Source organism: Eubacterium sp. Marseille-QA0814, from assembly GCF_965119675.1.
Classification (GTDB): Bacteria; Bacillota; Clostridia; order Lachnospirales; family Lachnospiraceae; genus Eubacterium_G.
This window is the reverse complement of record NZ_CBCPMG010000001.1, coordinates 307,297-334,079: the sequence shown is the minus strand read 5'-3', so window position 1 is coordinate 334,079 and position 26,783 is coordinate 307,297. Positions and strand designations below refer to the sequence as shown.

The 26,783-nt window shown below is 35.4% G+C and carries 23 protein-coding genes; 3 read left to right on the top strand and 20 right to left on the bottom strand.

Annotation, left to right across the window (positions count from 1 at the left end; translation table 11 throughout):
* Positions 1-7 precede the first annotated feature (7 nt).
* The 4 genes from ACQY63_RS01540 to ACQY63_RS01525 are packed head-to-tail and all read right to left on the bottom strand — an operon-like array spanning position 8 to position 3,095.
* On the bottom strand, positions 8-232 hold the full coding sequence (locus tag ACQY63_RS01540) for a hypothetical protein (RefSeq protein ID WP_015540890.1): 225 nt from the start codon (positions 230-232) through the stop codon (positions 8-10).
* 39 nt (positions 233-271) lie between these two features.
* Positions 272-1,762 (bottom strand): ABC transporter ATP-binding protein, encoded by a 1,491-nt coding sequence (locus ACQY63_RS01535; protein WP_015540889.1) that lies wholly within the window; start codon positions 1,760-1,762, stop codon positions 272-274.
* Between the two features lie 11 nt (positions 1,763-1,773).
* Entirely contained in the window at positions 1,774-2,511 is a 738-nt protein-coding gene (locus ACQY63_RS01530) for an energy-coupling factor transporter transmembrane component T (protein WP_015540888.1), read from the bottom strand.
* Complete coding sequence (locus ACQY63_RS01525) at positions 2,511-3,095, bottom strand: MptD family putative ECF transporter S component (RefSeq protein ID WP_005333775.1); 585 nt, start codon at positions 3,093-3,095, stop codon at positions 2,511-2,513. Before ACQY63_RS01525 ends, ACQY63_RS01530 begins: the two co-directional genes overlap by 1 nt.
* Positions 3,096-3,287: 192 nt before the next feature.
* Here ACQY63_RS01525 and ACQY63_RS01520 point away from each other — a divergent pair, with 192 nt between their 5' ends.
* Positions 3,288-4,277, top strand: coding sequence for a helix-turn-helix domain-containing protein (locus tag ACQY63_RS01520; RefSeq protein ID WP_055146812.1), 990 nt, complete (start codon positions 3,288-3,290; stop codon positions 4,275-4,277).
* 214 nt (positions 4,278-4,491) lie between these two features.
* Here ACQY63_RS01520 and ACQY63_RS01515 read toward each other — a convergent pair whose 3' ends face one another.
* The 5 genes from ACQY63_RS01515 to ACQY63_RS01495 all read right to left on the bottom strand — a co-directional run bounded on the left by ACQY63_RS01515 (position 4,492) and on the right by ACQY63_RS01495 (position 7,729).
* Positions 4,492-5,136 (bottom strand): DUF6040 family protein, encoded by a 645-nt coding sequence (locus ACQY63_RS01515; RefSeq protein ID WP_005333770.1) that lies wholly within the window; start codon positions 5,134-5,136, stop codon positions 4,492-4,494.
* Between the two features lies 1 nt (position 5,137).
* A complete protein-coding gene (locus tag ACQY63_RS01510) occupies positions 5,138-6,379 on the bottom strand; it encodes a relaxase/mobilization nuclease domain-containing protein (RefSeq protein ID WP_227189164.1) in 1,242 nt (413 codons plus the stop codon).
* Positions 6,328-6,708, bottom strand: coding sequence for a plasmid mobilization protein (locus ACQY63_RS01505; RefSeq protein WP_172675350.1), 381 nt, complete (start codon positions 6,706-6,708; stop codon positions 6,328-6,330). The genes ACQY63_RS01510 and ACQY63_RS01505 overlap by 52 nt, the downstream gene beginning before the upstream one ends.
* A gap of 511 nt (positions 6,709-7,219) precedes the next feature.
* On the bottom strand, positions 7,220-7,354 hold the full coding sequence (locus tag ACQY63_RS01500) for a hypothetical protein (protein ID WP_015540887.1): 135 nt from the start codon (positions 7,352-7,354) through the stop codon (positions 7,220-7,222).
* A 111-nt stretch (positions 7,355-7,465) separates the two neighbouring features.
* Entirely contained in the window at positions 7,466-7,729 is a 264-nt protein-coding gene (locus tag ACQY63_RS01495; RefSeq protein WP_005333764.1) for a hypothetical protein, read from the bottom strand.
* A 106-nt stretch (positions 7,730-7,835) separates the two neighbouring features.
* Here ACQY63_RS01495 and ACQY63_RS01490 point away from each other — a divergent pair, with 106 nt between their 5' ends.
* The gene (locus ACQY63_RS01490; RefSeq protein WP_015540886.1) at positions 7,836-8,069 is read left to right on the top strand and encodes a helix-turn-helix domain-containing protein; all 234 of its coding nucleotides are present in this window, start codon (positions 7,836-7,838) and stop codon (positions 8,067-8,069) included.
* A gap of 51 nt (positions 8,070-8,120) precedes the next feature.
* Here ACQY63_RS01490 and ACQY63_RS01485 read toward each other — a convergent pair whose 3' ends face one another.
* The 8 genes from ACQY63_RS01485 to ACQY63_RS01450 form a co-directional block, all read right to left on the bottom strand.
* The gene (locus ACQY63_RS01485) at positions 8,121-8,573 is read right to left on the bottom strand and encodes a hypothetical protein (RefSeq protein WP_055146809.1); all 453 of its coding nucleotides are present in this window, start codon (positions 8,571-8,573) and stop codon (positions 8,121-8,123) included.
* Positions 8,570-9,514: a ParM/StbA family protein gene (locus ACQY63_RS01480; RefSeq protein ID WP_055146806.1), complete on the bottom strand. Its 945-nt coding sequence runs from the start codon at positions 9,512-9,514 to the stop codon at positions 8,570-8,572. The genes ACQY63_RS01485 and ACQY63_RS01480 overlap by 4 nt, the downstream gene beginning before the upstream one ends.
* Positions 9,515-9,708: 194 nt before the next feature.
* Positions 9,709-11,538, bottom strand: a complete 1,830-nt coding sequence (locus ACQY63_RS01475; protein ID WP_252206497.1) for a DNA primase family protein — start codon at positions 11,536-11,538, stop codon at positions 9,709-9,711.
* A 120-nt stretch (positions 11,539-11,658) separates the two neighbouring features.
* On the bottom strand, positions 11,659-12,063 hold the full coding sequence (locus ACQY63_RS01470; protein ID WP_055058176.1) for a TnpV protein: 405 nt from the start codon (positions 12,061-12,063) through the stop codon (positions 11,659-11,661).
* Between the two features lie 138 nt (positions 12,064-12,201).
* A complete protein-coding gene (locus tag ACQY63_RS01465) occupies positions 12,202-13,998 on the bottom strand; it encodes a S8 family peptidase (RefSeq protein WP_428244612.1) in 1,797 nt (598 codons plus the stop codon).
* 23 nt (positions 13,999-14,021) lie between these two features.
* Positions 14,022-15,032, bottom strand: coding sequence for a S66 family peptidase (locus ACQY63_RS01460; protein ID WP_428244611.1), 1,011 nt, complete (start codon positions 15,030-15,032; stop codon positions 14,022-14,024).
* Between the two features lie 148 nt (positions 15,033-15,180).
* On the bottom strand, positions 15,181-18,750 hold the full coding sequence (addA, locus tag ACQY63_RS01455) for a helicase-exonuclease AddAB subunit AddA (protein WP_428244610.1): 3,570 nt from the start codon (positions 18,748-18,750) through the stop codon (positions 15,181-15,183).
* Positions 18,734-22,159 carry a PD-(D/E)XK nuclease family protein gene (locus ACQY63_RS01450; RefSeq protein WP_428244609.1) on the bottom strand — a complete coding sequence of 1,142 codons (3,426 nt, stop codon included), beginning with the start codon at positions 22,157-22,159 and terminating at the stop codon, positions 18,734-18,736. The genes addA and ACQY63_RS01450 overlap by 17 nt, the downstream gene beginning before the upstream one ends.
* A 288-nt stretch (positions 22,160-22,447) precedes the next feature.
* On the opposite strand from ACQY63_RS01450, the gene ACQY63_RS01445 reads away from it, so the two are divergent.
* Positions 22,448-22,885 carry an FMN-binding protein gene (locus tag ACQY63_RS01445; RefSeq protein WP_022166222.1) on the top strand — a complete coding sequence of 146 codons (438 nt, stop codon included), beginning with the start codon at positions 22,448-22,450 and terminating at the stop codon, positions 22,883-22,885.
* A gap of 161 nt (positions 22,886-23,046) precedes the next feature.
* Here ACQY63_RS01445 and ACQY63_RS01440 read toward each other — a convergent pair whose 3' ends face one another.
* The 3 genes from ACQY63_RS01440 to ACQY63_RS01430 form a co-directional block, all read right to left on the bottom strand.
* Positions 23,047-25,086, bottom strand: coding sequence for an NAD(+) synthase (locus ACQY63_RS01440; protein WP_428244608.1), 2,040 nt, complete (start codon positions 25,084-25,086; stop codon positions 23,047-23,049).
* Positions 25,087-25,415: 329 nt separating this feature from the next.
* Positions 25,416-26,186 carry an N-acetylmuramoyl-L-alanine amidase gene (locus ACQY63_RS01435; RefSeq protein ID WP_428244607.1) on the bottom strand — a complete coding sequence of 257 codons (771 nt, stop codon included), beginning with the start codon at positions 26,184-26,186 and terminating at the stop codon, positions 25,416-25,418.
* A 150-nt stretch (positions 26,187-26,336) separates the two neighbouring features.
* Positions 26,337-26,702 (bottom strand): hypothetical protein, encoded by a 366-nt coding sequence (locus ACQY63_RS01430; RefSeq protein WP_022166225.1) that lies wholly within the window; start codon positions 26,700-26,702, stop codon positions 26,337-26,339.
* Positions 26,703-26,783 lie beyond the last annotated feature (81 nt).

The following is a 26,783-nucleotide window of genomic DNA, read 5'->3' as shown; positions in this document are numbered from 1 at the left end:
TCCATGTTTAAGCCTCCTCTTCGACTTTTTCAAAATCTACTGTCTGTTCCTTCATAGAAATTTTTACCACCTTAAAACCATACTGCAAAAGTTCCTTTTTGAATGTAAGGAACGAATGATCTATAGGCACTCCGGCAATGTTTTCAATTTCAGCAAAAGTCAACTTGAAATCGTCTGTTTTATTTTTATTGATCCACTTCCATAAAGGATTATATTTGCTCATAATTATCATTCATCTACTTTCCAAAACTATTTACAATATCCTTTACCATCAGTCAGATTTACTCCACTTGCCACAACACTTTCCCTGGATAAAATATTTTCTTATCTTCTCCATTCCTTCTGCATCCATCTGATACTGATCTGCAATAGTTCCATTTTCAAAATGAATGACATCAGTGCAACACTCTATAATCAGTTCCAAATCATGTGTGATCACATAAACCGAAATTCCGGTATCCCACACTTCTCTTAGAACCTCTGCAACCTCCAGCATATGCTTATGATCAAGACCACTGGTTGGTTCATCCAAAAACAGCACAGAGCGCCCGGAGGCAATTGCAGATGCGATAGCCGCCCGCTGCTTCTGACCTCCGGAAAGTGACATTGGATGACGGTCTTTGACTTTTATCAGATCCAGCATATCAAGAAATTTGTCTGCTTCTTTCTCATTTTCTTCTTTCATGCTAATCATAACTTCATCCTGTATTGTCTCTGTAAAAAGCTGATGATTCACTTCCTGCATAACCATATAACAGGCTTTCAGCCTTTCTTTTGGTCTGTAAGTTTTTCCATTCCAGATGATTGTGCCACATTGTTTTTCCAAACCACAGAAACAACGGGAAAAAGTAGATTTTCCAGCTCCATTATTGCCCGTAATTGCGACAATTCGATTTGCCGGAATCTCACATTCTCTGATATATAAAATCTGTGGACCATTCTTATATGCAAAATTAAAATCATGAAGCTCCATTGTGGTTCTTTCTGATATCAACATCTCTGGCATAAGGAGATTTTCCAGAACATAAGCCCGCAGTCCCATCTCTCCTCGCTTTTCTTCTGTCAGATTTTCAAACTCTGTGGCTGAATAATCCTGAATAATCTGTCCCTCTTTCATATAAATAAACCGATCCGCCAGCCCACGCAGATAATACAGGCGATGCTCCGATATAATAATTGTTTTTCCCTGTTCCTTCCAGTGGGCGATTATTCTTCGCAGATCCATGATTGAAGCTGCATCCAGATTAGAAGAGGGTTCGTCCAGGACAAAAATATCCGGTTTCATAATAGAAACCCCTGCACAGGCAATCTTCTGCTTCTCTCCACCTGAAAGCTGAAAAATATTGCGTCCAATCAATTTTTTCAGATGCAGCTCCTGAATTGTAGCCTGCAATCGATCTTTGATTTCTTCCTTTGGCATTCCAAGATTTTCACATCCAAAAGTAATCTCGCTTGTTGTGTCTACATTAAAAAACTGTGACCGTGGATTTTGAAAAACACTTCCAACAATTTTTGCTGTATCATACAGTGGCTGCTGCGAAACATTTATCCCATTTATCCATATCTCACCAGTTAATTTTCCTTCATAATAATGTGGAATCAACCCATTGATCATTCGAGTGAGTGTTGTTTTTCCACAACCGCTCTCCCCACATAGCACAATAACCTGACCATCTTCTATCTCCAGATCAATATCCCGGATTCCCACAGAATATTCATTATTTTCTCCATATGTAAATGTTGCATGATCTATTTTTATCATAATGTACTACCTCAAAAAACAATATACTGATGCAAAAAGAACAATATAAAGCATGCAAAGCAAACAACAATGGCAATAAAATCCTGTACATGAAAGCCAATCTCGCAGACATTGGTTCTTCTGACCGGTGCACCAAGTCCCCTTGTTAGAGCTGCTGCAGACAGCTCATCACCAATTTTTATTACGGATACCATCAATGGTATCAGCCGGTATTCAATCATAAGGAATGGATTTTTACCACCAAAACGGATATTTCTCATTTTCATTGCATCCCGGATTGCCTGATATTCTTCCTTGATTGTAGGAAAGAAACGGAAAATAACTGACAACGGTATTATGATTTTTTCTGTGACATGCATCCGCTCCATTGCACTGATAAACTCACTTACAGATGTAGAAGAAATCAGATATGCGCCTGTCATAATTCCCGGTGCAAAACGCGTCATAATTGATGTTGCTGCCAATATCAGAAAAGAAATCATACCACTCCAAACATTCAATGCCAGCCGCTCCAGTACAAAGCATACCGCATAGAGAACTGCATATTTACCGGCTGTTTTGAATTTGTGCTCTGACAAAATCAATGCAAATGGTATAAGGCTTAGTATTGGTTTCACTATATTCATGATTCCATCATTGCTGGTACTGAACATCAATGTTGTAATCGTTATAAGCATAAACAATTTTGTTCTAGGATCTAAAACAATTCCATTTCTGCTGTCAACAGTAGCAGATAATATCTCATCCATTACACGATTCCTGCTTTTACAAAGTGTTTTTTGAGCAACGCTTTTCCAATCATTCCTCCAATGATTGCGCAGATAAAGATACCTGCAATCACAAGAACAATGCTCCACATAGGCATGACAGCCATTACTTTATCTGCATACTCTTTACCAAAACTGGCTGCGAAGCTGGCTCTTGAATCTTCTACCATGAAGTACATTGGAATATATGTACCAACCATCCAGAGACTGAATACTGCATATCCAATCAGGCTCCTTTTAGCACTTTTATAATTGCCAAATTTCAGAATCAAATCTCCCAGCAGCCCAAAGATAAGTCCCAAAGGTACACCCCAATATCCCATTCCGGTAAGTCCCATCAAAAGGCCACTCAGAATTGCCATCAGCGTTACCATACCAAACTTCTTTACCCTTGTCAGGAATAACATAAATGGAATTCCTGTGATCAGTGTCCACAATGCACCAAGAATCGGAAGAAATATCGGAACAAAGCCAATCGGAATTGCCACACAACATCCGAGTACAAAATAAAGGACTGTGAAAAGTCCCAGATTAATCAGGTCCTTCGCCTGTAATTTGTTATTCATACAGAATACCTCCCTTGTATAATTAGCTCTATCTAACTACTCCATAAAATACCATATGTTTTGTTATATCTCTACAACCAAATATCATTTTAGCTCCAAACAGCATTGGGTTTTATTGTTGACTCTGCTCTCTTCAAATCCTATAATATTATCTGTTACAGGGCAAAAGTACTTATATCAGGGAGATCTTCTATGAAAATTAACGACGTGATCAAAAAATGTATCAAAATACCAGGTATATCCATAAAACAGGCTGAATATAGTATGGAGCTTATATTAAATACGAAGGAAGGTAAAGGTTCGATGACCTTTTTTTCACTTTTTCCCGGTCTGTCTCTGGCATATATTTTTATAAATTCTCCAACCTGGACGGCTCCCGACCTTCGATCAGACAGCTCCATTACAAAAGGTCCATTGCTTCTTAACTATTGTGTGACAGGTCGTTGTGAAATGATCCTGAACAACCAAAATTTTGTCTACATCAAAGACAGAGAACTTTCTCTCACAGAATGCTTCGCCCAAAAAGAATATGTTTATCCAAAGCGCATCTATGAGGGGCTTGAATTCTTTATTGATATAGATACATTTACTTTAGAAAATACATGGGTACAAAATGAATTTAGCATTGATTTCAGAAAAATCTCAGAGATGTTTTGTCCTCATGGAAGCACTTATATATCGACAGCGACCCACGAAACTGAGGAAATTCTCAAAAAACTATGGGAATTATATGATTTTCCGGCCTCTTTTGCAGTCATTCAAATGAAAATATATACGCTCGCTTTATTCTCAGTACTACAAAATTTGGAGGCTATCCCTAATTCTCAGGCCTGCACTTTCTTTACTGAATCTCAGGTTAATATTGCTAAAAAGGTCGAAAATATCATCACCTCAGACCTAAGGCAGCATCATCCTGCGTGGGAATTGGCTGAATATTTTTCTATCAGCGAAACCAGTCTAAAAAATTATTTTCGCGGTGTTTACGGACAGAATATTTCTGTCTATCTGCGTGAAATGCGTATGAATAAAGCAGGCGAACTGCTTGCCTCAACACGACTGTCTGTAGCTGAGATTGCAGCACAGGTCGGATATCTGAATCAGAGCAAATTCGCCTCTGTGTTTAAAAAGCATTTTGGTGTATCACCTTTGGAATATCGCCGCACCAGACATTTAGACTCCTAAACTCTCCATTTTGTTGCCTCTCTTCTTTCAACAATAAAATGACGATAAATCCCATCCTGTCTCACAAGTTCTTCATGTATTCCCTGCTGTACGGTTTTCCATTCTCCAGAGCGAAAATCCGTTCAGCTTTCTGTACTGTTTTTAGGCGGTGTGCAATCATAATAACAGCTTTATCATTTGTCAGGTACCACCCACTGGTCATTAAAATAACAAATTACATATAATCAAACTTCTTCCGAAGATATATTCTGAGTAGCATGATACCCATATTAATGAGTATAAATAGCAAAATCAAATTCACCGGCAGATATTTTCTAGTTACATCCCCAAGCACTGCTATCCCTGAAAGGCTTCCAATCAAAAACATTTGTGAAATTTCGTTCCACATTTTTTTGTATTGTTTTATTGTTTCCATAATTATCACCATTATGATTCCCATTATGAAAAGCACAGCTACGATTGCCAGAATCCTGATAACCCATACTTCCCCACCTGTATATGCTATTTTCTGGTTAAATCCATTATCATAAGTTGGATATACCAGCCATTTACAAAATCGAACATACCACATGAATGGAGCCATAAAAAAATCTATGAAATCATGTTGAAAAGCACCATTCTGTAGAATTGCAAACAGGACTACCGTAATGTATCCCATTCCCCAGAAATATTCTATAGACTTCATGCTTTCCGTTCTGTCCTTTACTTCTTTTTTCGCTTTACGAATTTCCAGCTCAGCACGTTTCTTTTCGTTACGGGCTTTGGATTCTGCCTGCTCTATCTTTTTCTCTGCTTCTTTTTGTTTCTTCTGTGCTTCATCTACTGCTTCAACAGATGATTTATTAACCTGTATCTGCAATTTAGAGTTCTGGTCCCGAACGTCTTTTATTTCTTCTTCGAGCTGCTCTTGCTCGCTCCTGCTCTTCAAGCCGTTTCTGTTCCTCAAATCGTCGTTGTTCTTCTGAAGCGATTGATTCAGCTTCTGCGTTTCGGACAGTTCGGTTGTCAAACGATGAATTTCGTCGTTTAATTTCCGAATTTCGTCTTGCATTTCGTGATTCTCGAAGAATAGCTTCTGTTTTTCCATTTTCAGCTTGTGTGTCCTTTCCTGAAATTTCTGGATAAACTCGTTCATCTTCTGATTTCTCACCTGTAACTCGTCTCTCTCTTCCGTCACTAGCTCCAGTGACGCCGCCTGCTCCTTCGCAAGCTGCTTCCACTTGTCGGTAGTATCCGGCAAGTTCTTCATCTGATCTGCTGTCTCTGTTGGCTGAATCTCTGGCTTTTTTCCTATTTCCATTAAATTCATTCTCTAGTCCCTCCTTGCTGATATCCAAATGAAATGTTTTGAACAGATTACTGTCACGTACTTTCTTTCCCTCTTGGTTCTGAAAAGTAATGTGCTTCCGTTTCTCTGTCCAGTTTACGTTCCATCCGAACTGCTTCATTTTTTCTATAAACTTTTCTTTGCTGATACAATTTTCCAGTGCTTTTAACACTGCCATTGCACAGTCCGCTACAAAGCTATCCTTTACCTGCTGACGGAACAGATTATATTTGTCTTTGCTCCATGCAATGACTTCCCCTTTTTCAATCTGACTTCCATCAAAATGCTTTCCTTTTTCGGCAACGGTCAGTCCTCGTTCCCGGCACATCTGATTGGTAAGCTGTTTCATACGTTCCAGATCTTTTCTGGTGTTATGCAGCTTTCTCCCATCTTCATAACTCACTGAATTAGTAACCAAATGGCAGTGGATATGGTCTTTATCCTTATGCACAGCCACTAAGGTCTGGAATCCACTGAACCAATTTTCTGCAAACTCTTTTCCAAATTCAAATGCCTGCTCCGGGGTGATCTGCTCATCCTTATGCCAGGAAATAATGTTGTGGGCATACATTCTCCCTGTATCTTTATTCCACATCTTCTTTTCTTCCAAAAAGGTTCTGTACACCAGATCATAATTAATTTCATTGTGACAGTACGGGCCTGTTATATAAGTAAGCAGCTCACTTGTCTTGTCCTGTCGTAAAACATATTCAATACAATTTCTCATTGCTCCATGTGTATTTGTCCGCTTATTAATCGTCTTATTAACTGCCATATCCTTTCACTCTCCTTCCGATACTTGAGAATATTTTTATTGAGGAAATACAACATACTGTCGTTTGGGATTTCTCCATCTGTATGCAGTTTTCTTGCAATCTGGTTGATATTTGTCGTAGCTCCCCGGAGCTGACAAAGGATATCCGCAAACATCTGGTTCAGTCTTTTCAGTTCTTCTATTTCCTCTGCCGTTGCTATCTTCAAGTCTGCGATTGCTTTTATCACAACTTCCTGCTGTGTTCTTCCGGATTCTTTAACCTTGCTCTGAAACAAATCGTATTCCTCTTTATTCATCCGTATGGTTACTGTATGATTTCGTTTTCTCATAGGCTTTTGTCTCCTTTCATTGCTTGATTTTCATTCTTTGTTAACAGCCACAGCGTTCTGGCGGCATATTGGTAGGAGATTTATAAGAGAGTGCAACGCTCTCTTATACAGGTGCAGGACAGCGTCCTAGTCAATCAGTAAGTGTTCCGTAGGAATGTCCGGTGGACATTTCGCAGGAATACTTACGCCATTGACGTGCCGGGGTTCCAAGGGGCGGAGCCCTCTGGCAAGTTTAGGAACAGCCCAAAGGCTGGCTCCGGTGCATAGTGGCTTGCCACTTTGCGAAACTTGCCTGTCATCTCCCCACCACTGAATCGACACCCGCCAGGCAATATTTTCCACCCTACATTATCAAATCCAAATGGAGATGACGGTGGGTTTGTGGTGCAGGAGCCGACTGCGGAAGAAAAAGAAAAGCTCCACCTTTCATAGATTTTCCCTTTCTGAAACAGGCTGGTCATGCACCACTCCGATGCGAAGTATCGGACAATCATGTGCCGTATCCGGCACCCTATATCTTTTCTTTGCCTGTTTGTACACCCCTCTCATCTGCAAACACCTTTCTGCCATATTTCCCTGTTATTTCTGTCTTTCTTTTTCTGAACTGCTTTCTATTTCTGCTGAAAGGCATAAAAATAGCAGTCATGAACATTTCTCCAACTCATAATGTCTGAAATGCTATCACTGCTATTGTCTTTTTCTGCTATTCTGTTTTCGTAAAACTATTCTTTACTGTCAGTCCTTTTTCCTGTTACTGCTATTTTATTTTGTCGCAAATTTCAAGCAGGTCATGTAATAAATTCTCCAGTTTCATAAGTCTGCGATGCTGATACCAGATCAATCCTGGCAATCCCGCTGCAAGAAAGAACGAAGCACACAAAATCTTTATTGCCTGTCCTCTGCTGCTTATCCCTCCATATCCAAATCCACATACCAGATTCACGAATAAAACATAGAAATATCCACAAAATAAGACAAACTCAAAAATCCACACCAGCACCTTTTTCACTTTCTCTTTCACTCTGTACTTCTCCCTCCTACATTTTTAAATTCAGTGTAGCGAATTTCCCGCTATATTTCAATAGTGAATATCTCGCTAAGTTATTATTATGCTAGAGGTGAAACACATGTATCAGAGAATACGGGATCTGCGTGAAGATCGTGACCTTACGCAGAAGAATATGGGTGAAATCCTAAATTGCAGTCAGCGTATTTACAGTAATTATGAATGTGGTGATGTCGATATCCCTACTCACATTCTGATTAAACTGGCTGAATTTCATAATACCAGCGTTGATTATCTGCTAAACCTGACAGATGATAAACGTCCTTACCCAAGAAAAAAGAATAGCTCCACTTAAAGCAGTCTGATTTATTTTATGTAAGCCAGACTGCTTTTCTTTTATAATCAGCTAAAAACTGTCTGCAAAATCCAGTGCTGCATCCATATCAGCTTCTTTCTCCCAGTCCAGATTATCTTCTGCGATCTCTTCATCCGTTTTCTCCATTGTTAGTGTTCTGTCCGGCAAATTAATTTCTCCCACCGATTCTTTTACAAACGGTACAAGCATTTCCATCAGATTCTTCGCTATAGCCATCGGGACAGATTCTTTCACCCCATCCCGGACAGCTGTTTCCACTCTTTCCAGAAATGCATCTTCCTTTTCTCTGGTTTCCAGATACGGATCTGCTTCATTCCTGTACTCTCTGGAAAAATAATCGTTTAAAGCAACTACAACTGCTCTGGTGTACGATTTATATTTTTTCCTGTCCATCGTCTGCAAATATTCCCATGCCTGCCTGTCCTGTTCATCACAAAGGTTCAAACGGATATTTGTATTGATGATTTTCCGTTCTTTTCTCATACAAGCATCCCTCCGTTTCTCTGGATTTTCCTTACGGTCATTGCTTCATAACCTTTCGCTGTGGCACAGATGTCCCGTACAATTGTCACCCGGCTCTTGTCATATTCTCCAAAATTCTGGATCATACAACCGCCACCGCCGACCACATACAGACGCATCAGTTCTGGATTATATTCCCGTTCTCTCAGCTTATGAAAGATTTCTTTCGTATAATCTCCGGCAGCTTTACGAATGACTGTCAGATATTTCCCACCAATATCTGCTGTCCCGGTACGGATCACCTGCTCAATCACCAGATCATCCACCACTGTTCCCAGTTCTTTCAACAAAGATTCCCTGACTGCAAGCACACACTGGTGCGTTCCATATTTCTCTGTAAAGCATTTCTTCTCTAATGGACGGGAATTATTGATATACATGATGTTCATAGTCCCGTTTCCAATATCCACAAGCATGTTGATTCCTTTGAAATCCTGTAAGCGGTAAAAAGCTGCTGCAAATCCCTGTGGGTAAATATCAGCTCCTGCAAACTCCACATGATATTCTTTATTACGGAATGTAAAATCCACACATTCATTCTGGAGAAGATATTTCTGGAAATCTTCTTTCTGTGTAGCTACCCAGGTAAGTGGAAGTCCGGCTGCAATGTGTACCTTTGCCCGGTTCATACCTTTCCCATCCAGTTCCCTTGCGATAGCCGCCAGTGTCAGCACATAATAGTCCTCGTCCTGCGTTTTCTCTGCACAGAACTCCTTGTGTTCCTCTCCGATCTGGTAATACATGCCATTGTAAACAAGAAGATTATTCTGGAAGATTGGCTCCTTGTCATATCTGGCTACACCGGATGGAAAGCATCTGGTGGCTGTTTTCATGTTTCCATACCCATGATCAATCCCGATCACCATAACTGTCTCATTATTGTTGTTTTTCATCATTCTCATAATCATACCTCATACTTTCTTAATATTTATTTTTGACTTTCTCCCAAATTCGGGAAAAACCTATATTTGTATCAGCTAAAATGTTGATACATAAAAAGGGCAGTCAGTGTAAAAAAAGCAAAATTTTATGTACTTTGGCAGCTATCTTTGTTATTTCTCCTGCTCCGGTAACATTTCTTTTTGCTTATTTTGCCCTAAATGCCCTTAATTCCCTGATTCATATTTAACTGTAACTGTTTATAATCTGTATCTGTTTCTTCAAAAGGTATTCTTTCTTCTGGATCTACAGGACAAAAATCTTCTTCCTTAACTGCAATATCCTGATAATAAAACTCACCATTGTACTGCTTCAGAAGGAAACCTTTATCTGTCATATTCCTAAAAAAGTTGGATTTACCATGCCCCTGTCTGCCATTCTCTTTGCAGTATTCCTCATACATATGGAACACTTCACTTCGTTTCAGACGTTTTCCTTTGGCACGCACCAATGACTCATCAATAAAAGCACAGATACTATCTGACGTCCGTTGCACTTCTCTTACACATTCTTTGCTGTGTTCGCTCTCCGTGAACTTTCCTTGTTCGTACAGATTTTTCAATGCAATCATCGCCATATGAATTGCATAATCGGATTCTGCCTGTACCTTTTCCTTTAAGTGCAGATCTTTTTCACCACTTTTTACTACCCGGTTCATATCGAGAATCAGTAGTCTACGGTAAAAAGCATCTGACTTATCCTCAAGATTCTGCGGCATTTCATTGGTAGAAAAAAGCAGCTTCGCATAAGAGTGGAAATGAATTGCATCCTGTCCTTTTTTCTCATAAATCAGTGTGTCCTCACCGACTGCTTTCTTTAATACATCTGTATTCTCCATTGCCTTGCATGGAATATCCGCACAGGCATTTAACAGCTTTCCATACATTCCAGTCGCATAGAATCGTTTGTTCAAATCCTGTAAAGAAATGCTGGACATATTGGTGATTCCAACTACATGCTGGATCAGTGATACTGCCACAGACTTTCCGGTTCCACCATTTCCTTTCAATGTAAGGAATTTCTGAAACTGCGTATCCTGTGTCATGCAGTATCCAAAATACTCCCAGAATGTCTGCTGTTCTTCTTTATTTGGAAGAGACGATGCCAGATACTTTTTGATATTTTCTCCACCTTGTAACACCTGCTCACAATCCTCTGGATAATAGGGAAATGGAATCTGATTGATTGTCAGATAATCCGGATTGTGTTCCAGCATTTCACCCGTAACCGGATCATAATATCCATTTTTGAAGTTGATCCACCTCACAGGTTGTTTATTTAGTTCATATGCCTCTCGGTGAACTTTTGGCTGTGCGATCAGCAGATTATAGATTCTTTTGATCACTCCACTCTGTACCTGGTCACGATAGATCAGCTTCTGGATACGGTATTTCATTCTTACCCCATCATGGTCTTCCAGGAAAACACCATGCTCATAATAATACGGTGTGATTCCTACCACAAAAAACTGAACATTCTCCACCAGATAATCTACCATCTCCATATCCCGGACGCCTTTCACATTTCCTTTTGCATCAAATAAGTGAAAACGACTCAGTTCCGGTTCTTCTCTCGGATCTCGTTCAAAACGCAGAATATACTGTTCCAGTAATTTCTCAACTTCTTTCTGATTATCCAGTTTGCCAAGATACTCTTTCTCTTTGAACAACTGCCAGCCTGCTTTTCCGTCGAGACCAGCGTCTTTGAAAAATGTCTGTAACTTATCATTCATCCACTTCACTGTACAGGCAGCCACATAATGATAGGCACTCTGACAGCTTCCAGTAAACTGAATAGACCTCATTTCCTCTATAAAAGAATCTGCACTGAAATAATATCCGTCATCTTCCTGCACCAGACAGATTGCCTGATATCCTGACATTACAATATTCAACGCTATATCCTGATTGTCCACCAGAAAGATATAGGTTTGTGCTGTCCCTTCTGGATTGGTTTCCATATAATGCTTCAAAAACTTCTTGTTCAAACTTATCACTTCCTTTCAGGCAAAGAAAAAGACGCAAGCCATATTTTATGACTCACGCCTTACTTCGCTCACAATATTCTATTTTTATCAGTTACCTGCCAGATTGGTTACTGGCAATCCTTATGCATAAATCAATTCTTTCAAGATAATCTCCTCTGCAATCGCTCTGTGCTGATTAGCGGCTCTTACCCATGCCATCTGATCTTTCTCCTTATCTGGCAGTGGTTCTTTTTCTTCCAACTGCTCCAAGATTACTTCTTCCCGTTCTCTTGCTGCCTTGTCCACTTCCAGAAGATGCTCGCCAATCGTATCCTGTAAAAGCATCACCTGATACGTTGAGTTTCGATGGTTCTTCAGATAATCTCTGCGAAGAAATCCATATTTGCCAAGTTGCTCCATCTGCTCACCGGATTTATAGGTGAGATTCGGAATCAGGTATCCATTTACATTTGTATAAGTCAGTTTCATATCCCTATGACCTCTCTTTCGTTTAAACTGTTGTCTGTAACAGAACCAACTGTTCATGTTACGTCATTGCTACAAATCTTTCTTTCCATATCATTTTGAATCCAACCCGGGCAGATTTTCTTCAAAATCATGGTAAAAGTGCTTCGTTTCTGTGTTGGGAAAATGAACGGAAACACTTGATTTTACTGACTTTCTTCAATGTAACCTTATTATAACGTCCTCCCCATAGCCTGCCAGTGGATTTGGTTGTTCCTCTCTACTGCTTAAAGGTCTTGCTCCTCTAATTAAATATGCCTTAACCTTTTCACCATATAAAAATCTGTCATTTCCATTTACAATGCCCCATTCCATTAGCAACGCTGCTGCTCCTGTAACAAAAGGTGCAGCCATTGAAGTTCCACTTTTTACTGTTATTCCTCCATTATTGGATGCTGACACAATATTTACAGCCGGTGCAACAATGTCAGGTTTCACCATATTGTACTCTCTTGTATATCCTCTTCCTGAAAAAGTAGCAATGCTGTCATCTCTTCCGTTATAGCCCCCTACAGATATTACCTTATTAGTTGCAGAAGGAATTGTAAGCGTTGTATATGGATCAGGTCTTAAAAATTTTGTATTCGTATTAATTTTCTCCTGGCCTGGAAGCCACATGTCATATCGTCCAGTTACAATTCTATTAGGAAATAATTTTATTTTCCAAATTCCTGCATCAATGTAATTATTTTGTGGAATTAAACTAATATATATTTCCTGAAAAATACTATAAGGTTTTGACGTTCCATATAAAACGTTTATATTTGTGTTTTCCAAATGTTGCTTATAAATGTATCCTTCCCTGCTAAATATTGATGTACTTTCGCCTGATGGAGATATTAGACTAACCTCGTATTTATCAACATAATTTTTCCAAATTTGTATGCCAAATGCTCTCTCATAATTTGATATTTGAAGTTCCACTTCTACAGGTTCCTGCTCCAAATACCCTCCGCTATGGCCTGAACTTCCCCCTTCGTTACCTGTTCCAACAACAATAACTGCCCTATTACTGTCTACAACATTATCCAAATATGTTGAAAGCAAAGAGGTTCCATCATGTGAACCGTATGTGTTTCCAAAACTAATATTTATTACAACCGGTCTCTCCAGAATGTTCGCTTCTTTTATAATAAAGTCAACGCCTTCCATTAACTGATTAGTTTTTGGAAATGAATTTTCATTATCCACAGACATTTTTACCACTATTAAATCACTTCTTGTTGCAATTCCTAAATTATTGTTTTTGTCTGTGGCAAAATTACCTGTTGCTATACCTGCAACATGTGTTCCATGACCTGATACATCTCTTGAATTAACTATCCCATAAGGATTATTGCTTTCCAAGGCTCTATTAATGTCTTCACTTGTATATACCCTGTTCGTTTGCTGGTCCCACAACCTTAATATTCTTGTATTACCATTTTCATCTATAAAGGCATTGTTTGTAAAATCAATTCCACTGTCAATTATGCCAACAAGAACACCTCTGCCGAATAACGGTGTCTTATTATTAAAAAAGAATTCTTCATCTATTCCTATTTGACGTCTGATATTTGACTGTGTTTCATTATTTGGCTGTACTTCGTTACCTGGCTCTGTTTCATTATCCAGCTGAAAATAATCATTTTGAACTTCATTTATGCAGGATTGTCTTTTTCCGTTTAAAACAGCAAATTCCAGATTCTTTGGTTTTTCCACAAATATTACGTTTGGAAGATTTGCTATTTCATCTACAAAAATTCTGTTTGCATTAGCAGTTGCATAGCCACCTGATAAAGGTTTTATTCTATTAACTAAAGGTTCAATTGTGCCTATGTCTCCGAAATATTTGATAATTAAATCCCAGGAATCATTTTCCACATTATAACCTGCTGATAATTCTCGGGATTTTTCCAATTGCTCCAATGGAGTCTCCAAAGCTATATTAAGTTGGTTATCCTGTTTTTCATTCATTTAAAACTCGAAAATATCTTTTTTTAAATATATTCAAGAATTCCCTTTCCATTACTACTGATTATTTTTGCCTTAGCTCCTTCTATGATTGGGAACTGTGGGCCTTTGTGTCCAATATCACTGTTAAATATAATTGGTACATCTAAGTCACCTAAAACTGACATCACTGCATCTTCATAAGTTCTGTTGCTCCAAGAGTTGTACATTAACGGTCTGCCAAAAATAAATCCATTAGCATATTTAAAATACCCCTTTTCTTTCATTTGCCAAAGGTGAGTAATAATCGTGGTGTCCTCCATATTGAAACTTTCAAGATTCCAGATTATACCATCAGAATTGTACTTATTTATAAATTCTTCCGTACCATCATAGCTTGTTCCTAACAGAAAAACAATTACGTCTAAACAGCCACCTATCAATCTTCCTGTCATACTAATTTCATCTTCCATACGACCGTTTACCCACCTAACTTCTTTGTCTGCACAATAGCCCTCATAGCCACTTACATACTCATGTCTCTCATCTTCAAAATTATCGTAGGAATTAAGCTTCTTTGTTGTCCCTTCAATAACACCTAAAGCATCCTCTACAGGTTTCTGCCATGGTTTCATCCCAAAATCTCCGACATGACATCCATAGACTGCTGCTGTATCATACTTAGTAACTAAAGGATAAACTATGCATGTATTATCAGAAAACCCTTGAAACCATTTTGGATCCTTACTTAAATACTCAAAATCAATGTATTCAAGCATTTCCATACAATAATCTCCACCTGCAGCAGACATAATGCTTCTAACATTAGGATTATGTATTAATTCATTTATTTCTTTTCCTCTTTCAGCTCCTGTACCACTACAGCCTCTTGCATCACTTTTGAAAAGATTATCTGTAGCAATTACATTGTAACCCCTGTCAGATAATTGTCTCATTGCATTCTCTACTCTTTTTTTCTTTAATTCATTTACAATACCGTCAGATGTTGCAGTAACCCCAATGGTATCTCCTTTTTGCAAATATTTTGGTATGTTCATATATTATCGTATAATTCCGGTAATGCTTAGAATTACACCTGCCTCCTTTAAACTTTATATTTTGCTTGTATCTAATTATTTATATTCTTTACCTATTAGTCTACATATTCTTTTATGTAGTCTCTTCTTAGTTTTACAAAATAATTCTTTATATAGCCATTTCTTCTCCCAATTTTACAGAATAAATTATCATTTCAGAAACTTTTTTTCCTGTGATTTTTTCAAGGGCTAATTTGTAACATTCTAACTGTTTCCTATATCTATGCTTTAATTCATCCATTGAGTCAACATTGTCTGTCTTATAATCTAAAATCACATACCTGTCATCCTCTATAAAGCATACGTCAATAATACCCTGAATAATCATTAACTCATCTGAGTTTGAGTGTTCCTTAATTTCCTTTGCCTGTACTCCTAAAAGAAACTGTCGTTCTCTATATAACTGATTACTTTCCTTTGCCTTAGCCATTCTTTCAAAAACCTTTGTTTTTGTGAAATTTAAAATATCATAAGGATTAACAGCCTCTCCCTGAATCTTAGTTAATAATTTGCTGTCAATTTGAGCCTGTATCATATTAGTAATTATATCTTTTGAATATTCTTTGTTTTCTATATCCATTAATTCAAAAACTCTATGATATGCTGTGCCTCGCTCTGCTCCATATATTCTATCCGAAGACTCCTTGTCCTCTTTCATAAACTGTGGAACAATTTCCGTCTCTTTATGAACAGAAGTTTTTTGAAAGATTTTGTCTAAAGAATCTTCTGCTTCTTCATCTGCCATACTTTCTTTTTTTAGTTCAGTTACACTAGCTTTTGAACAAAGGTTAATATCTTCAATATAAGGATATTCAAAATTAAAATCTTTAATAAGTCTGTCGTAAACATCCTTTGGTACTTCCGCATTATTCCATGTTTCAAGTAACATCTTTTTTAATTCAGATTTTACCATTTGATCTACTTCATTTTCCGATATTTCATCTTCAGTTACAAAACTGTTATTAACTAAAACCTGATTCTTTAAATATACAAATCGCATCCATTTAAAGAAAGAGCTGTTGTTCATTATCTGATTATAAGTTAGTGGAGCATCTTCTGAATTAATGATTTCCTCACATTCCTTTTCATACTTGCTTCCAACACGTCCTGTTATAATCAGCTTTTCCTTGGCTCTTGTTAATGCAACATACAAAAGACGTAAATACTCCATACGACTTTCCTGTTTGTTTAAATCCTTTACATACTTTCTATATGTAGGTGTAACGGTTAGTTTGACATCTGGAAAAATGGCATCTACTGCTGCATAGCCATTGTCACTTATATCTACAGTTCCTGCATCTGCAACGAAGTTACTTGAAGTGTCACAAATGAAAACAATAGGGAACTGCAAACCTTTACTTTTATGAATTGAAAGTATTCTTACAATGTTATCATTTTCATTAACTGTTGATGCTTCCCCCTGGTCACTGTCTAACTCCTTAATCTTCTCAATATATCTTACAAAGTTAAAAAGTCCTCTGTAACTTGTTTTTTCATAGTTTGCAGCCTTCTCCTTTAAGCTTTCAATATTTAAATATCTTCTCTTTCCGTTGCTTAAGGCTGATACATAATATTGGAATCCTGTTCTTTCTAATATTTCATTTATAATTTCATATACAGAATTCTTATAATCCAGTTTTCTGTAATAATTAAGTTCCTTAAAGAAATCATAAATTTTCTTAACAAGATTTGAATCATCTCCTGTTTCCTGATAAGTCAATAAGGAATCAAGAAATGAAATCTTCCGGCTGTCTCCCTTAATTACTGCAAGTTCGTCATCTGTAAAATTGAACATAGCGCTTGTAAGTACAGATACTAATGGTATATCCTGTCTTGGATTATCAATTATGGTAAGCATATTCATAATTGTTTCCACTTCCATTGAATCAAAAAATCCGCTCTTAGAATCTGCGTATGCAGGAATTCCCATATTCATAAGCTGCTCAACATATATGCCTGCATTGCTTTTTACACTACGCATTAAAATAACTATATCCTTGTACTGGGCAGGTCGCATTTTTCCATCTTTTCCCTGAACCATAAAGCCATTTTGCGGGTCCGTTAATTCCCTGATTTTAGATGCTACAAATGTAGCCTCTTTTTCTTTTGAGCCGGTTTGTATACCGATAAATTCTGTTCTATTATCCTGTCTTTCAGGAATCTTCTCATACTGTGCTCCCAAAGAAAGTCTGTGTCCTTTTTGATAATCAATGTCACCGAAATTAGGAGTCATTATTCTGTCAAATAAGAAATTTACACTGTCTATTATTTCCTTTCTACTTCTAAAGTTCTGATCTAGCGTAATCAGACAATTATCTGCCTGCAAGTCTTCTTCATAAGAATAAAACTTCTCAAGGAACAACTGAGGTTTTGCATTTCTAAAACGATAGATGCTCTGCTTAACATCCCCAACCATAAACATATTATTAATGCCATAGCCTTTTGAAACACTTGTTAAAATTGCTTCCTGAACATAGTTGCTGTCCTGATACTCGTCAATCATAATTTCTTTATAGTTTTTGGACATATCCTTTGCCACTTTTGTTGGCTGTAACTTTCCATTGCCATCTATGTCATTTAAAATATTAAGTGCCATGTGAGCAATATCGTCAAAGTCTGCAATTCTCTTTTCTCTTTTCTCCGCTGTAAATCTTTCAATAAGTTTTATTGTAATCTCGCATAATATATCTATTGTTTCTCTGCAATTAACCAAGTCTTCATAAATCTCGTCAATCGGTTCTGTAAAGTACAAATCCTTAAGATTTTCGACGGTTGCTTTTACTGAAGAATTTATTGTTTTTACCTTTAACTTTAATTCAGGATTACCTTTTCTTACTGTCGATAATCTTGGTAACGTAAGTTTCTCGTAATATTTAGCTAAAGATTTAAAATCTTTTTGCTCCAATAAATGATCAATTTCTACCAACATATCTTTTGAATTTTGTCCAAAACTCTTTAAGTCATCATCCATTTCAGAAATCTCTATTGCTTTTTGTAAATCTTCCCTGCATTTGTTTAACTGGTCTACTGTTGACTTAAAAACATACCCATATACTTCTCCGTTTAATATGTCATCTAAATTGTTAAACTTATATTTGTTTTTTAGATTGTTAACCCAAAGAATCGGATTAATTTCCCCTTTAGCCTTTTTATAAATTGTATCTACAATGTTAAATATTCTGTCGTTTACCTTCCCAACTGAATATTTTCTTGCCAACTCTAAAAATTCTTCCGAACCTTCTTCATAGTATTCTTCCAAAATATTGTTGAGAATATCGTTTTTCATTAATTCTACTTCTATTTCTTCAGCAATTCTATAATTAGGATCTAAATCAATTTTATCAAAATTTTCTTTGACTACTTTTCCACAAAAACTGTCAATTGTAGTTATTGTTGCATTATTTAGCAAAGTTAATTGTTTTACAATATTGTCATTATTATTACTTTCCTGTAATTCTTCAAGTCTCTCTCTCAATCGCTCTTTCATTTCTGAAGCTGCTGCCCTTGTAAATGTAAGAACAAGTAACTGGTCTACATCAACGTTTTCACTCTCATCTGTAATAAGGCTTACAATTCTCTCAACCAATACTGCTGTTTTTCCGGAACCTGCTGCCGCAGAAACAAGAATATTACGATTTCTGGTATTTATAATATCTAACTGCTTATCTGTCCACTTCATTTAATAACTCTCCTATATTTCCAAAAGAAACACTTTCTAATTGTCTGTATTTATCTCCCAATGCCTGATCAAATCTGCATATTCCCTTATAGCTACAATATCTGCACTGTTCCTCTATTGGGTTGATTGAAATCTTACCGCTAAGCAAATCATTCTTTAACTCATCTGCTTTGTTTGATACATGCTTGATTAGTTTCGAATATGTTTGTTCATCTAAAATCTGACTTGTTTTCTTTGGATTGCCTGATTTGTCATAAGATACTTTTACAATCTTTGATTCATTGTTTTTCTCTACATCTTCATCTACAGCATCTATAACTTCCTTACTGTCACATACAATTCCTGTCATTTGGAATTTTGGTAATTGCTGTTTGAAAACTATTTCCTTTAAAATTTCTTCATCAGTTCTTGTATCCTCTTTATTAACATCCCTATGCATATTAATTAAGTCATTTGTTCCACTTATATTCATATATGGATCTCTAATATTAAAATAAAGTCCTGCTGCCGGTAAAATTTCTTTGGATGTTTTCTTCTTTTCGTAATTTATTGCATCATTAATATATACTAATAACTGCATTTGAATTCCATTATAAGCTTTTGTAATGTCAAAAACCATTTCTGATGACTTATAGTCAATAACCTTTACATATAACTTATCATCGGTTTCATAAGTGTCAATTCTATCTACAATTCCATGCTCTAATGGTATTTCATATTCTGCCGGTTTGAATTTTCCATGATTAATATGATTTATTAACACCTTAACAGTTTTCTCAGCTATTTCTTTTACCTGATTAGTTATAAAAGCATTTCTTGCTGAACCTTCAAGGGCTTCATTATCATATTTTTCAAAAGTGTATTTCACTGCTTTTTTAATTAACTCACTGCTTTTCTCATCATTAATTTCCTTCCACTGAAGCTGCTTGCTATTCACCATTTCAAAAAACTTCTGTATAGTTATATGATAAAGATTTCCAATATCATAAGCCTCTATTGAAAATTTTTCTCTTTCCTTTAATTTCAAACCATAAGAAAGGAACTGTGAATAAGCACATTTAGCATAATTTTCCAGTCTTGTTATACCAATATTACCAGGAATACCATATAATTTTTTTGCATATTCTTTCATTAAGTCATTCCTGTTATTATTATAAAATCCACCTTCTAATATTAAATTCATTATTTTTGCAGTTGACTTATCCGACAATAAAATCTTACTTAAATAATTAAATCTCGGATTGTCTTCGCCATTTCTATATGCATTAATGTTTTCAGCAACATACTGTAAGGCAACTTTTTTGTTAGTAATGTGGCTTACCGGAATTTCTATTTCCTCAAAATGCTTTTCTTTCATATTAGGAAACATTTTTTCCAGTATTCCAATTATATATGATTTTCTTAAAGTTGAACCATCACTGTCTGACTTGCTGTAACATAAAACAATCTGTTCTAATGGTTTGGCAAATAATGAATATAAATATATTCTCTGTTTAAAAATATTTTCCCTTGTAGTTGGTGCTAATTTGTAATCCTTAGACTTTAATATGTCTCTCTCACTATCAGTTATAATACCCCCAGGAGTGCTGTTTTTAGGAACAATACCATCATTCATACCAAGGAAAAATAATATTTTTTTGGTGTCCTTTAATCTGGTTCTCTCAATATTACCCACCATAATTGTATCGATTCCCGGTGGAATAATTCCTATTTTTACCTGAGAAAGTCCTGCTTCTAAAATATCGTTATATTCTTCTGTAGTTACAATCTCATCACCCATTAAGGCAACTAATCTATCAAAAACATTAATTACTGATTCATATATTTGGCTATATTCTTTTTCCAGTGCAACAACCTTCTTCTCCCTAAATTCTTCTGCTTTTTTCTGTATTTTGTCCTGTATGTTATGTTTTACAGTAAACAAATATACTGCTTTGGTTCTTTCAAAAACTGTTGCGTCTTTTTTGATAAACTCATCCCTAAGTTCCTGTAATCCTTCTACTATCTGTTCTCTAATTGTATTAACAATTTCTATATGTCCTTCTTCCATAAATGGATATACTTTCTCCCAGTTCTTAACGTAACTTCTATATCCTCTTCTATTAGATTTCAAAATATAGTTTTCAAATATGTCGCACATATTTTCATCTAATTCCATAAATTTTAATCTAACAAATCGCATAACTGTCTGATGAGAAAAATCCTTATTAATTACATCTAATACGGCAAGAATCCCGTCAACATATTTGTTTGCAAGAATGTCCTCCTTGTGGTCAATAAAACATGGCAAATCATATTTTTCAAATGCCTGCTCTATATACTTATGGTAACTTTCTATATCCCCTGCAATAACAGCTATGTCATTATATCTGTAATCACCGCTTTTAATTAATTTAGATATTTCACCTGCAACATATTCTGCCTCTCCTTTCGGATTATTTAAGGCATAAATTCTTATATTGTCATTGCTTTCCTTATATTGAGTTTTCTTTGTGTTTCTAAATATATTTTCTTCCACAAAAGCTAATGGCTTTGCCAGATTGCCTAATCTTGAATTTTCTTTTTGAGCCTGATTACGCTCTAAGTCAATTACAATATTAGGTTCAATTTCAACAGAATTCTTAATAGCCAGTTCTCTAATCTTTACAATTGTTTCCTTACTTAAGCTAAAAAGTTCCATTGGGTCATAACCTTTAAAATCAACCTGTTCTTCAGGCAAAGTTACTGCCAAGGAAACATGAGGGCTGTATTTTAATAACTGTTCTATGACTTTGTACTGGATTGGTGTAAAGCCTGTAAAACTGTCAAAATAAAAGTATGTATTCTTTACATATTCTGACTTAGGAATGTATTCACAAAGAAGACTTAACAAATCTTCGTTTGTTATTGCCCTATTTTCTATAAACTTATTAAATTCATTATTTATAATTTCCAAATCCTTTATTTTTAATTTAAGTGTAGGGTAATCTTCTATTTTTCCTTCAATGTCATTAAGGCTCTCCTGATTAATGCTATACTGTCTAAACTCAGATATAAGCGTTTTCACCTTGTCGGTAAAGCCCATCATTTTTACTTTGTTTTTGTAAACATAAAGATTATCTTTGCAATCTTCTAAAACCTTTCTAATTACAAGAGTCTTACCCAAATCATCCATAACATTTAAGTCATTAACTCCCAGTTCTTCAAATATTGCGTAAGCAAGTCTCGTTAAACTTGTAACTTCTATGTTGAAGCACCCATGATTAGGATGTAATGTTAATATTTCTTTTTGAGTTTCCATTGAATATTGTTCAGGTACAACTGCCACAAAATTCTTATCTTCCATCTTCATTGAAAGGCTTATAATTTTCTGAATTAAAGTATAAGATTTTCCTGAACCTGCTCGTCCCAAAATTAATTGTAATGCCATACATATACCTCTTATTTAATCATCTTTTATAATTTTTACATTTTTATAATAACTTTATCTTTTTTATTTTTGTGATGCTATCCTTAAATATTATTGTACAATGATATACTGCCATAATCTTTTAATAAGCAAATTTCTTGCACTATTATAGTATACCAAATTACAGCGTACTTTAATGTATCTTTTTTTAATTTATAAGCTATTTATTTTAATAATATTGTTTTTTCATGTATACTTTCTCATTCCTTTTAATAAACTTAAATATAAAATATTTTTTAAGGAGTCATTATGGGAAAAAGTCCAAAATTTATGGTATTTCATTTAAAGGAGCTTATTTATACCCTTGTGTTTGTACTCCTTGGTATTGTACTGATAATATCTTTGATATTTATGTTTTGTAATAAAAACCAAGGAGAAAAAGAAACCAAAACTACCAATAGCCAATATGAAGCTGGAGTTTACACTTCCCAAGTTACATTAAATGGTAATCCTATGGAAATATCCGTTACCCTTGATAACAATCACATAAATGCCATTACCGTCACTAACGTAAGCGATACAATCTCCACAATGTATCCACTGGTACAGCCAGCCTTTGATGATATTGCAAATCAGATTGTTGACAGTCAGTCAGTTAAAAACGTAAAATTCTCTAAAGACAGCAAGTATACATATACCATGTTGTATGATGCAATTGTGGACACTATAAACAAAGGAAAAAAATAACCCTCCTATGTTTGATTTATTATAGTTTATTTATAATTTCCTATTTTTCTTATTTGTTACCTCTTTTTTACCAAAAAGGATGAGACAAAAATGCCTCATCCTTTTATTTCTTTTAAAATATTTATAATTATATTCTTCTTGTGATTATATTAATAAATCTGCTATTCCAATTCTTCTAACCATTGTCTTACGCAGGCATCACTTGGCATTCGCAAATCCCCTCTAGGTGATACTGCAACTGAACCAACTTTTGGACCATCAGGCAAACAACTTCTCTTAAACTGCTGTGAAAAGAATCTTCTATAAAATGTTTTAAGCCACTTTAATATTGTTTCCTTATCATATATGCCCTTAAAAGCTTCATTGGCTAAGAACAATACTTTCTTTGGATTATAGCCATATCTTAAAACATAATATAAGAAGAAATCGTGTAACTCGTATGGTCCTACCAAATCCTCAGTTTTCTGTGAAATCTTGCCATCTTTTGGTGGTAAAAGTTCAGGACTGACAGGTGTGTCAAGTACATCAAATAATACTTTTGCAAGTTCCTTTTCTTCTGTTGTATCTGCAAAGTATTTAACTAAATGTCTAACCAATGTTTTTGGAACTCCTGCATTGACACCATACATTGACATATGATCACCATTATAAGTAGCCCAGCCTAATGCCAACTCTGACATATCGCCTGTACCGATAACCATGCCATTATATTCATTGGCAAAATCCATTAACAAATATGTTCTCTGTCTTGCCTGAGCATTTTCATAAGTTACATCATGTATATTTATATCATGTCCAATTTGTTTTAAGTGTAACTTCACAGCTTCAGCAATATTTACTTCCTTAAGAGTGCAACCTAATTTTTCTATCATTTTTAAGGCATTGTTGTAAGTTCTGTCAGTTGTTCCAAAGCCTGGCATTGTCACAGCAATAATTCCTTTTCTATCAATATTTAAACTATCAAAAGCTCTTACCGTAACAAGAAGGGCAAGTGTTGAATCCAAGCCACCTGAAATTCCAACAACTGCATTTTTGCAATTAGTATGCTCTAATCGTTTCTTTAAGCCCATTGTCTGAATGGAAAGAATTTCCTCACAACGCTTGTCCCTTTCACTTTCGTTTGATGGAACAAACGGTGCATTGTCTATTACTCTACTGAAATCAAATTTTTCTTCCTCTAAATATATTTCAATTTCTTCATATTCGCTGTCAATATCCTGACCTGACACAAATGTTGTCATTCTTGCTCTTTCAGCAGCAATCTTGTCCAAATCAATTTCACCATAAGTAATGCCATTGGTAAATTTATCTGACTGGGCAATAATTGCTCCATTCTCTGCAATAATGTTATGACCTGCAAAAACCAAATCAGTAGTTGATTCTCCTTCTCCTGCATCAGCATATATGTACGCTGATAAAGTTCTTGCGGACTGACCTGTTACAAGACCTGTTCTGTAAGTATCTTTTCCAACTGTTTCATCACTGGCTGATAAATTAGCAATTACTGTAGCCCCTGCTATTGCATGATTTGTACTTGGTGGATTTGGAACCCACAAATCCTCACATATTTCTATTGAAAATGTAAAATTATCAAAATTAACACACTTAAATAAAAGATTCGTTCCAACAGAAACTGTATCCTCTGTCTCATCAAACTCCTCATCGTACTCGTCATCATATTCATCGTCATATTCTTCCTGTGACTCTAACTTAAAGTTTTTTAAAATATAAGAACCTGAGATAAATGAATCATCATTAATATTTCTGTATGTTATATCTTTTAAGCCTTCAACACCTTTACCTGACGAAAAATGTCTTCCCTCATAAAATTCTGAATAGTTTGGAATATATGTTTTAGGTACAAAGCCCATTATTTCACCATCATATACAACTGCAGCCATATTATATAATTTACTCTTAAAAATCATTGGTAAACCAACTATTGCAATAATTTCCTTGTCCTCTGTATATGGAACAATAGTTTCAATAAGTGCCTTCATTGCATTATCTAAAAGTGCCTTTTGCCAAAACAAATCCCCAGCTGTATATCCTGTAATACATAATTCAGGAAAAACAATTAACTGTGTTTTATTTCTATAAGCTTCTCTTATTAATGAACATATTTCCACTGCGTTGTGTTTACAGTCGCCAACTTTTATTTTTGGTGTAGCGGCAGCTACCTTTATAAATCCGTTATTCATTTTAAATATAATCCACTCTTTTTAAATGGACTATTCTCCTTTCTACCCAATTTGTTTCTTTATGGAATAGGAAATTTCTTTAGTATTTCCTATTAGGATTTGGGTGCCAAAACACCCAAATCCTGATTACTGCTTTGTACATTGTAATTTACAATCCATATTTTTATCTAAACATTACTGTGCTAATTGTAACATTATATTATTTTAATATCAACGACCCATTTATTTGAACATTCCAATTCTATAACCCATTTGTTATAATGCCCTAATACCATAAATTGTTCATTTGAACGATTTCATTATAACATTCTAATTCAAATATACATTTATTATATTGTTCTTACGAATGTATTGTACCCTAAAGCTCTTAGTCGCTGTTCAGTTGCAACAGCATTATCTAAATTTCTATAATTGCCAACTGTCACTTTTATAAGTCCCCGTTCAACTATCAAATTAACAGGAAAGCCCTGCATTTTAAGTTCATTTGCCTGTCTGTTTGCCAACAAAGGATTTCTAAACGCCCCTACCTGAACAGTATATCTTGACATTTGAGAGGCTGTTATTCCATTTGAATTTAGGGTGTCAATTATACCATCCGCTATTGCCTGAGCTATTTCATTAAACTTTTCATCAAATAACTGATTATCTTTATCTGAATTAATAAAACCTAGTTCTAAAAGAACAGCCGGCATTTTAGTCCTTTTCAAAACTACCAAATTTGGTCGTTCCACAACGCCCTTGTCTTCAAAACCAAGCGCCACAAGATTTTCATTAATATTTCTTGCCAAAGTTCCCTTAAAACCTGAATCATTATACACTAAAGCCTGAACTCCACCATATGTGTTAGGCGTTGGGGAGGAATTTCTATGAAATGAAACAAACAAATCCCCGCCTGCTTCATTTCCAATTGTTGCTTTTTCAAAGGGCGTATTATAAACGTCTGTTGTTCTTGTATAAACTATATCAAAGCCTGCATTTTTTAGTAAATCCCCTACAGCCATTGCCATTCTAAGGGCATCATCTTTTTCCTGTCTGCCATTATAAGTTGCACCCGAATCACTTCCACCATGTCCCGGATCAATTATTATTTTATATGCCATATTATTCCTAAAAATATTTTTTCATAATATTATATGTTTTATATTAGGAAATATTGCAAAAAACCAACTTCTTGAATTTAATTCTGTTATATTTTTCAATATAATAAGATTAAACTTTTCGAAGTTGGTTTTTAATTAATATTATTTACACTATTTAGTTGTATTATTTTTGTTTGTATTTTTCTTTGTTGTATTATTCTTTGTGTTGTTTGTATTATTCTTTTTGTTTGACTGTGTTGTGTCGTTATCATTACCATCAATGTCGTCAACAATATCATCTACACCATCTTCAATGTCATCGCCAATATCATCAATAACGCCATTATTATCGTTACCATTATTGTTATTTCCATTGTTATCTGTGTTATTATTCATGTTATTTGTTGTACTCTGATTATTGTCAGTTGTATTTGACTCAACTGTAGTTGTTTCATTGTCATTGTTGCCACATCCAACAAATGTAAATACTGACAACATAAGTGTTAATACTAATAAGTAATTTCGTAAATATTTCATTTCTAACCTCCATAATTTACACTGTTTTCTAACAGTTTCTTTATGAAGTTATTATTTTCATTTTATTTAATTTTATACAAC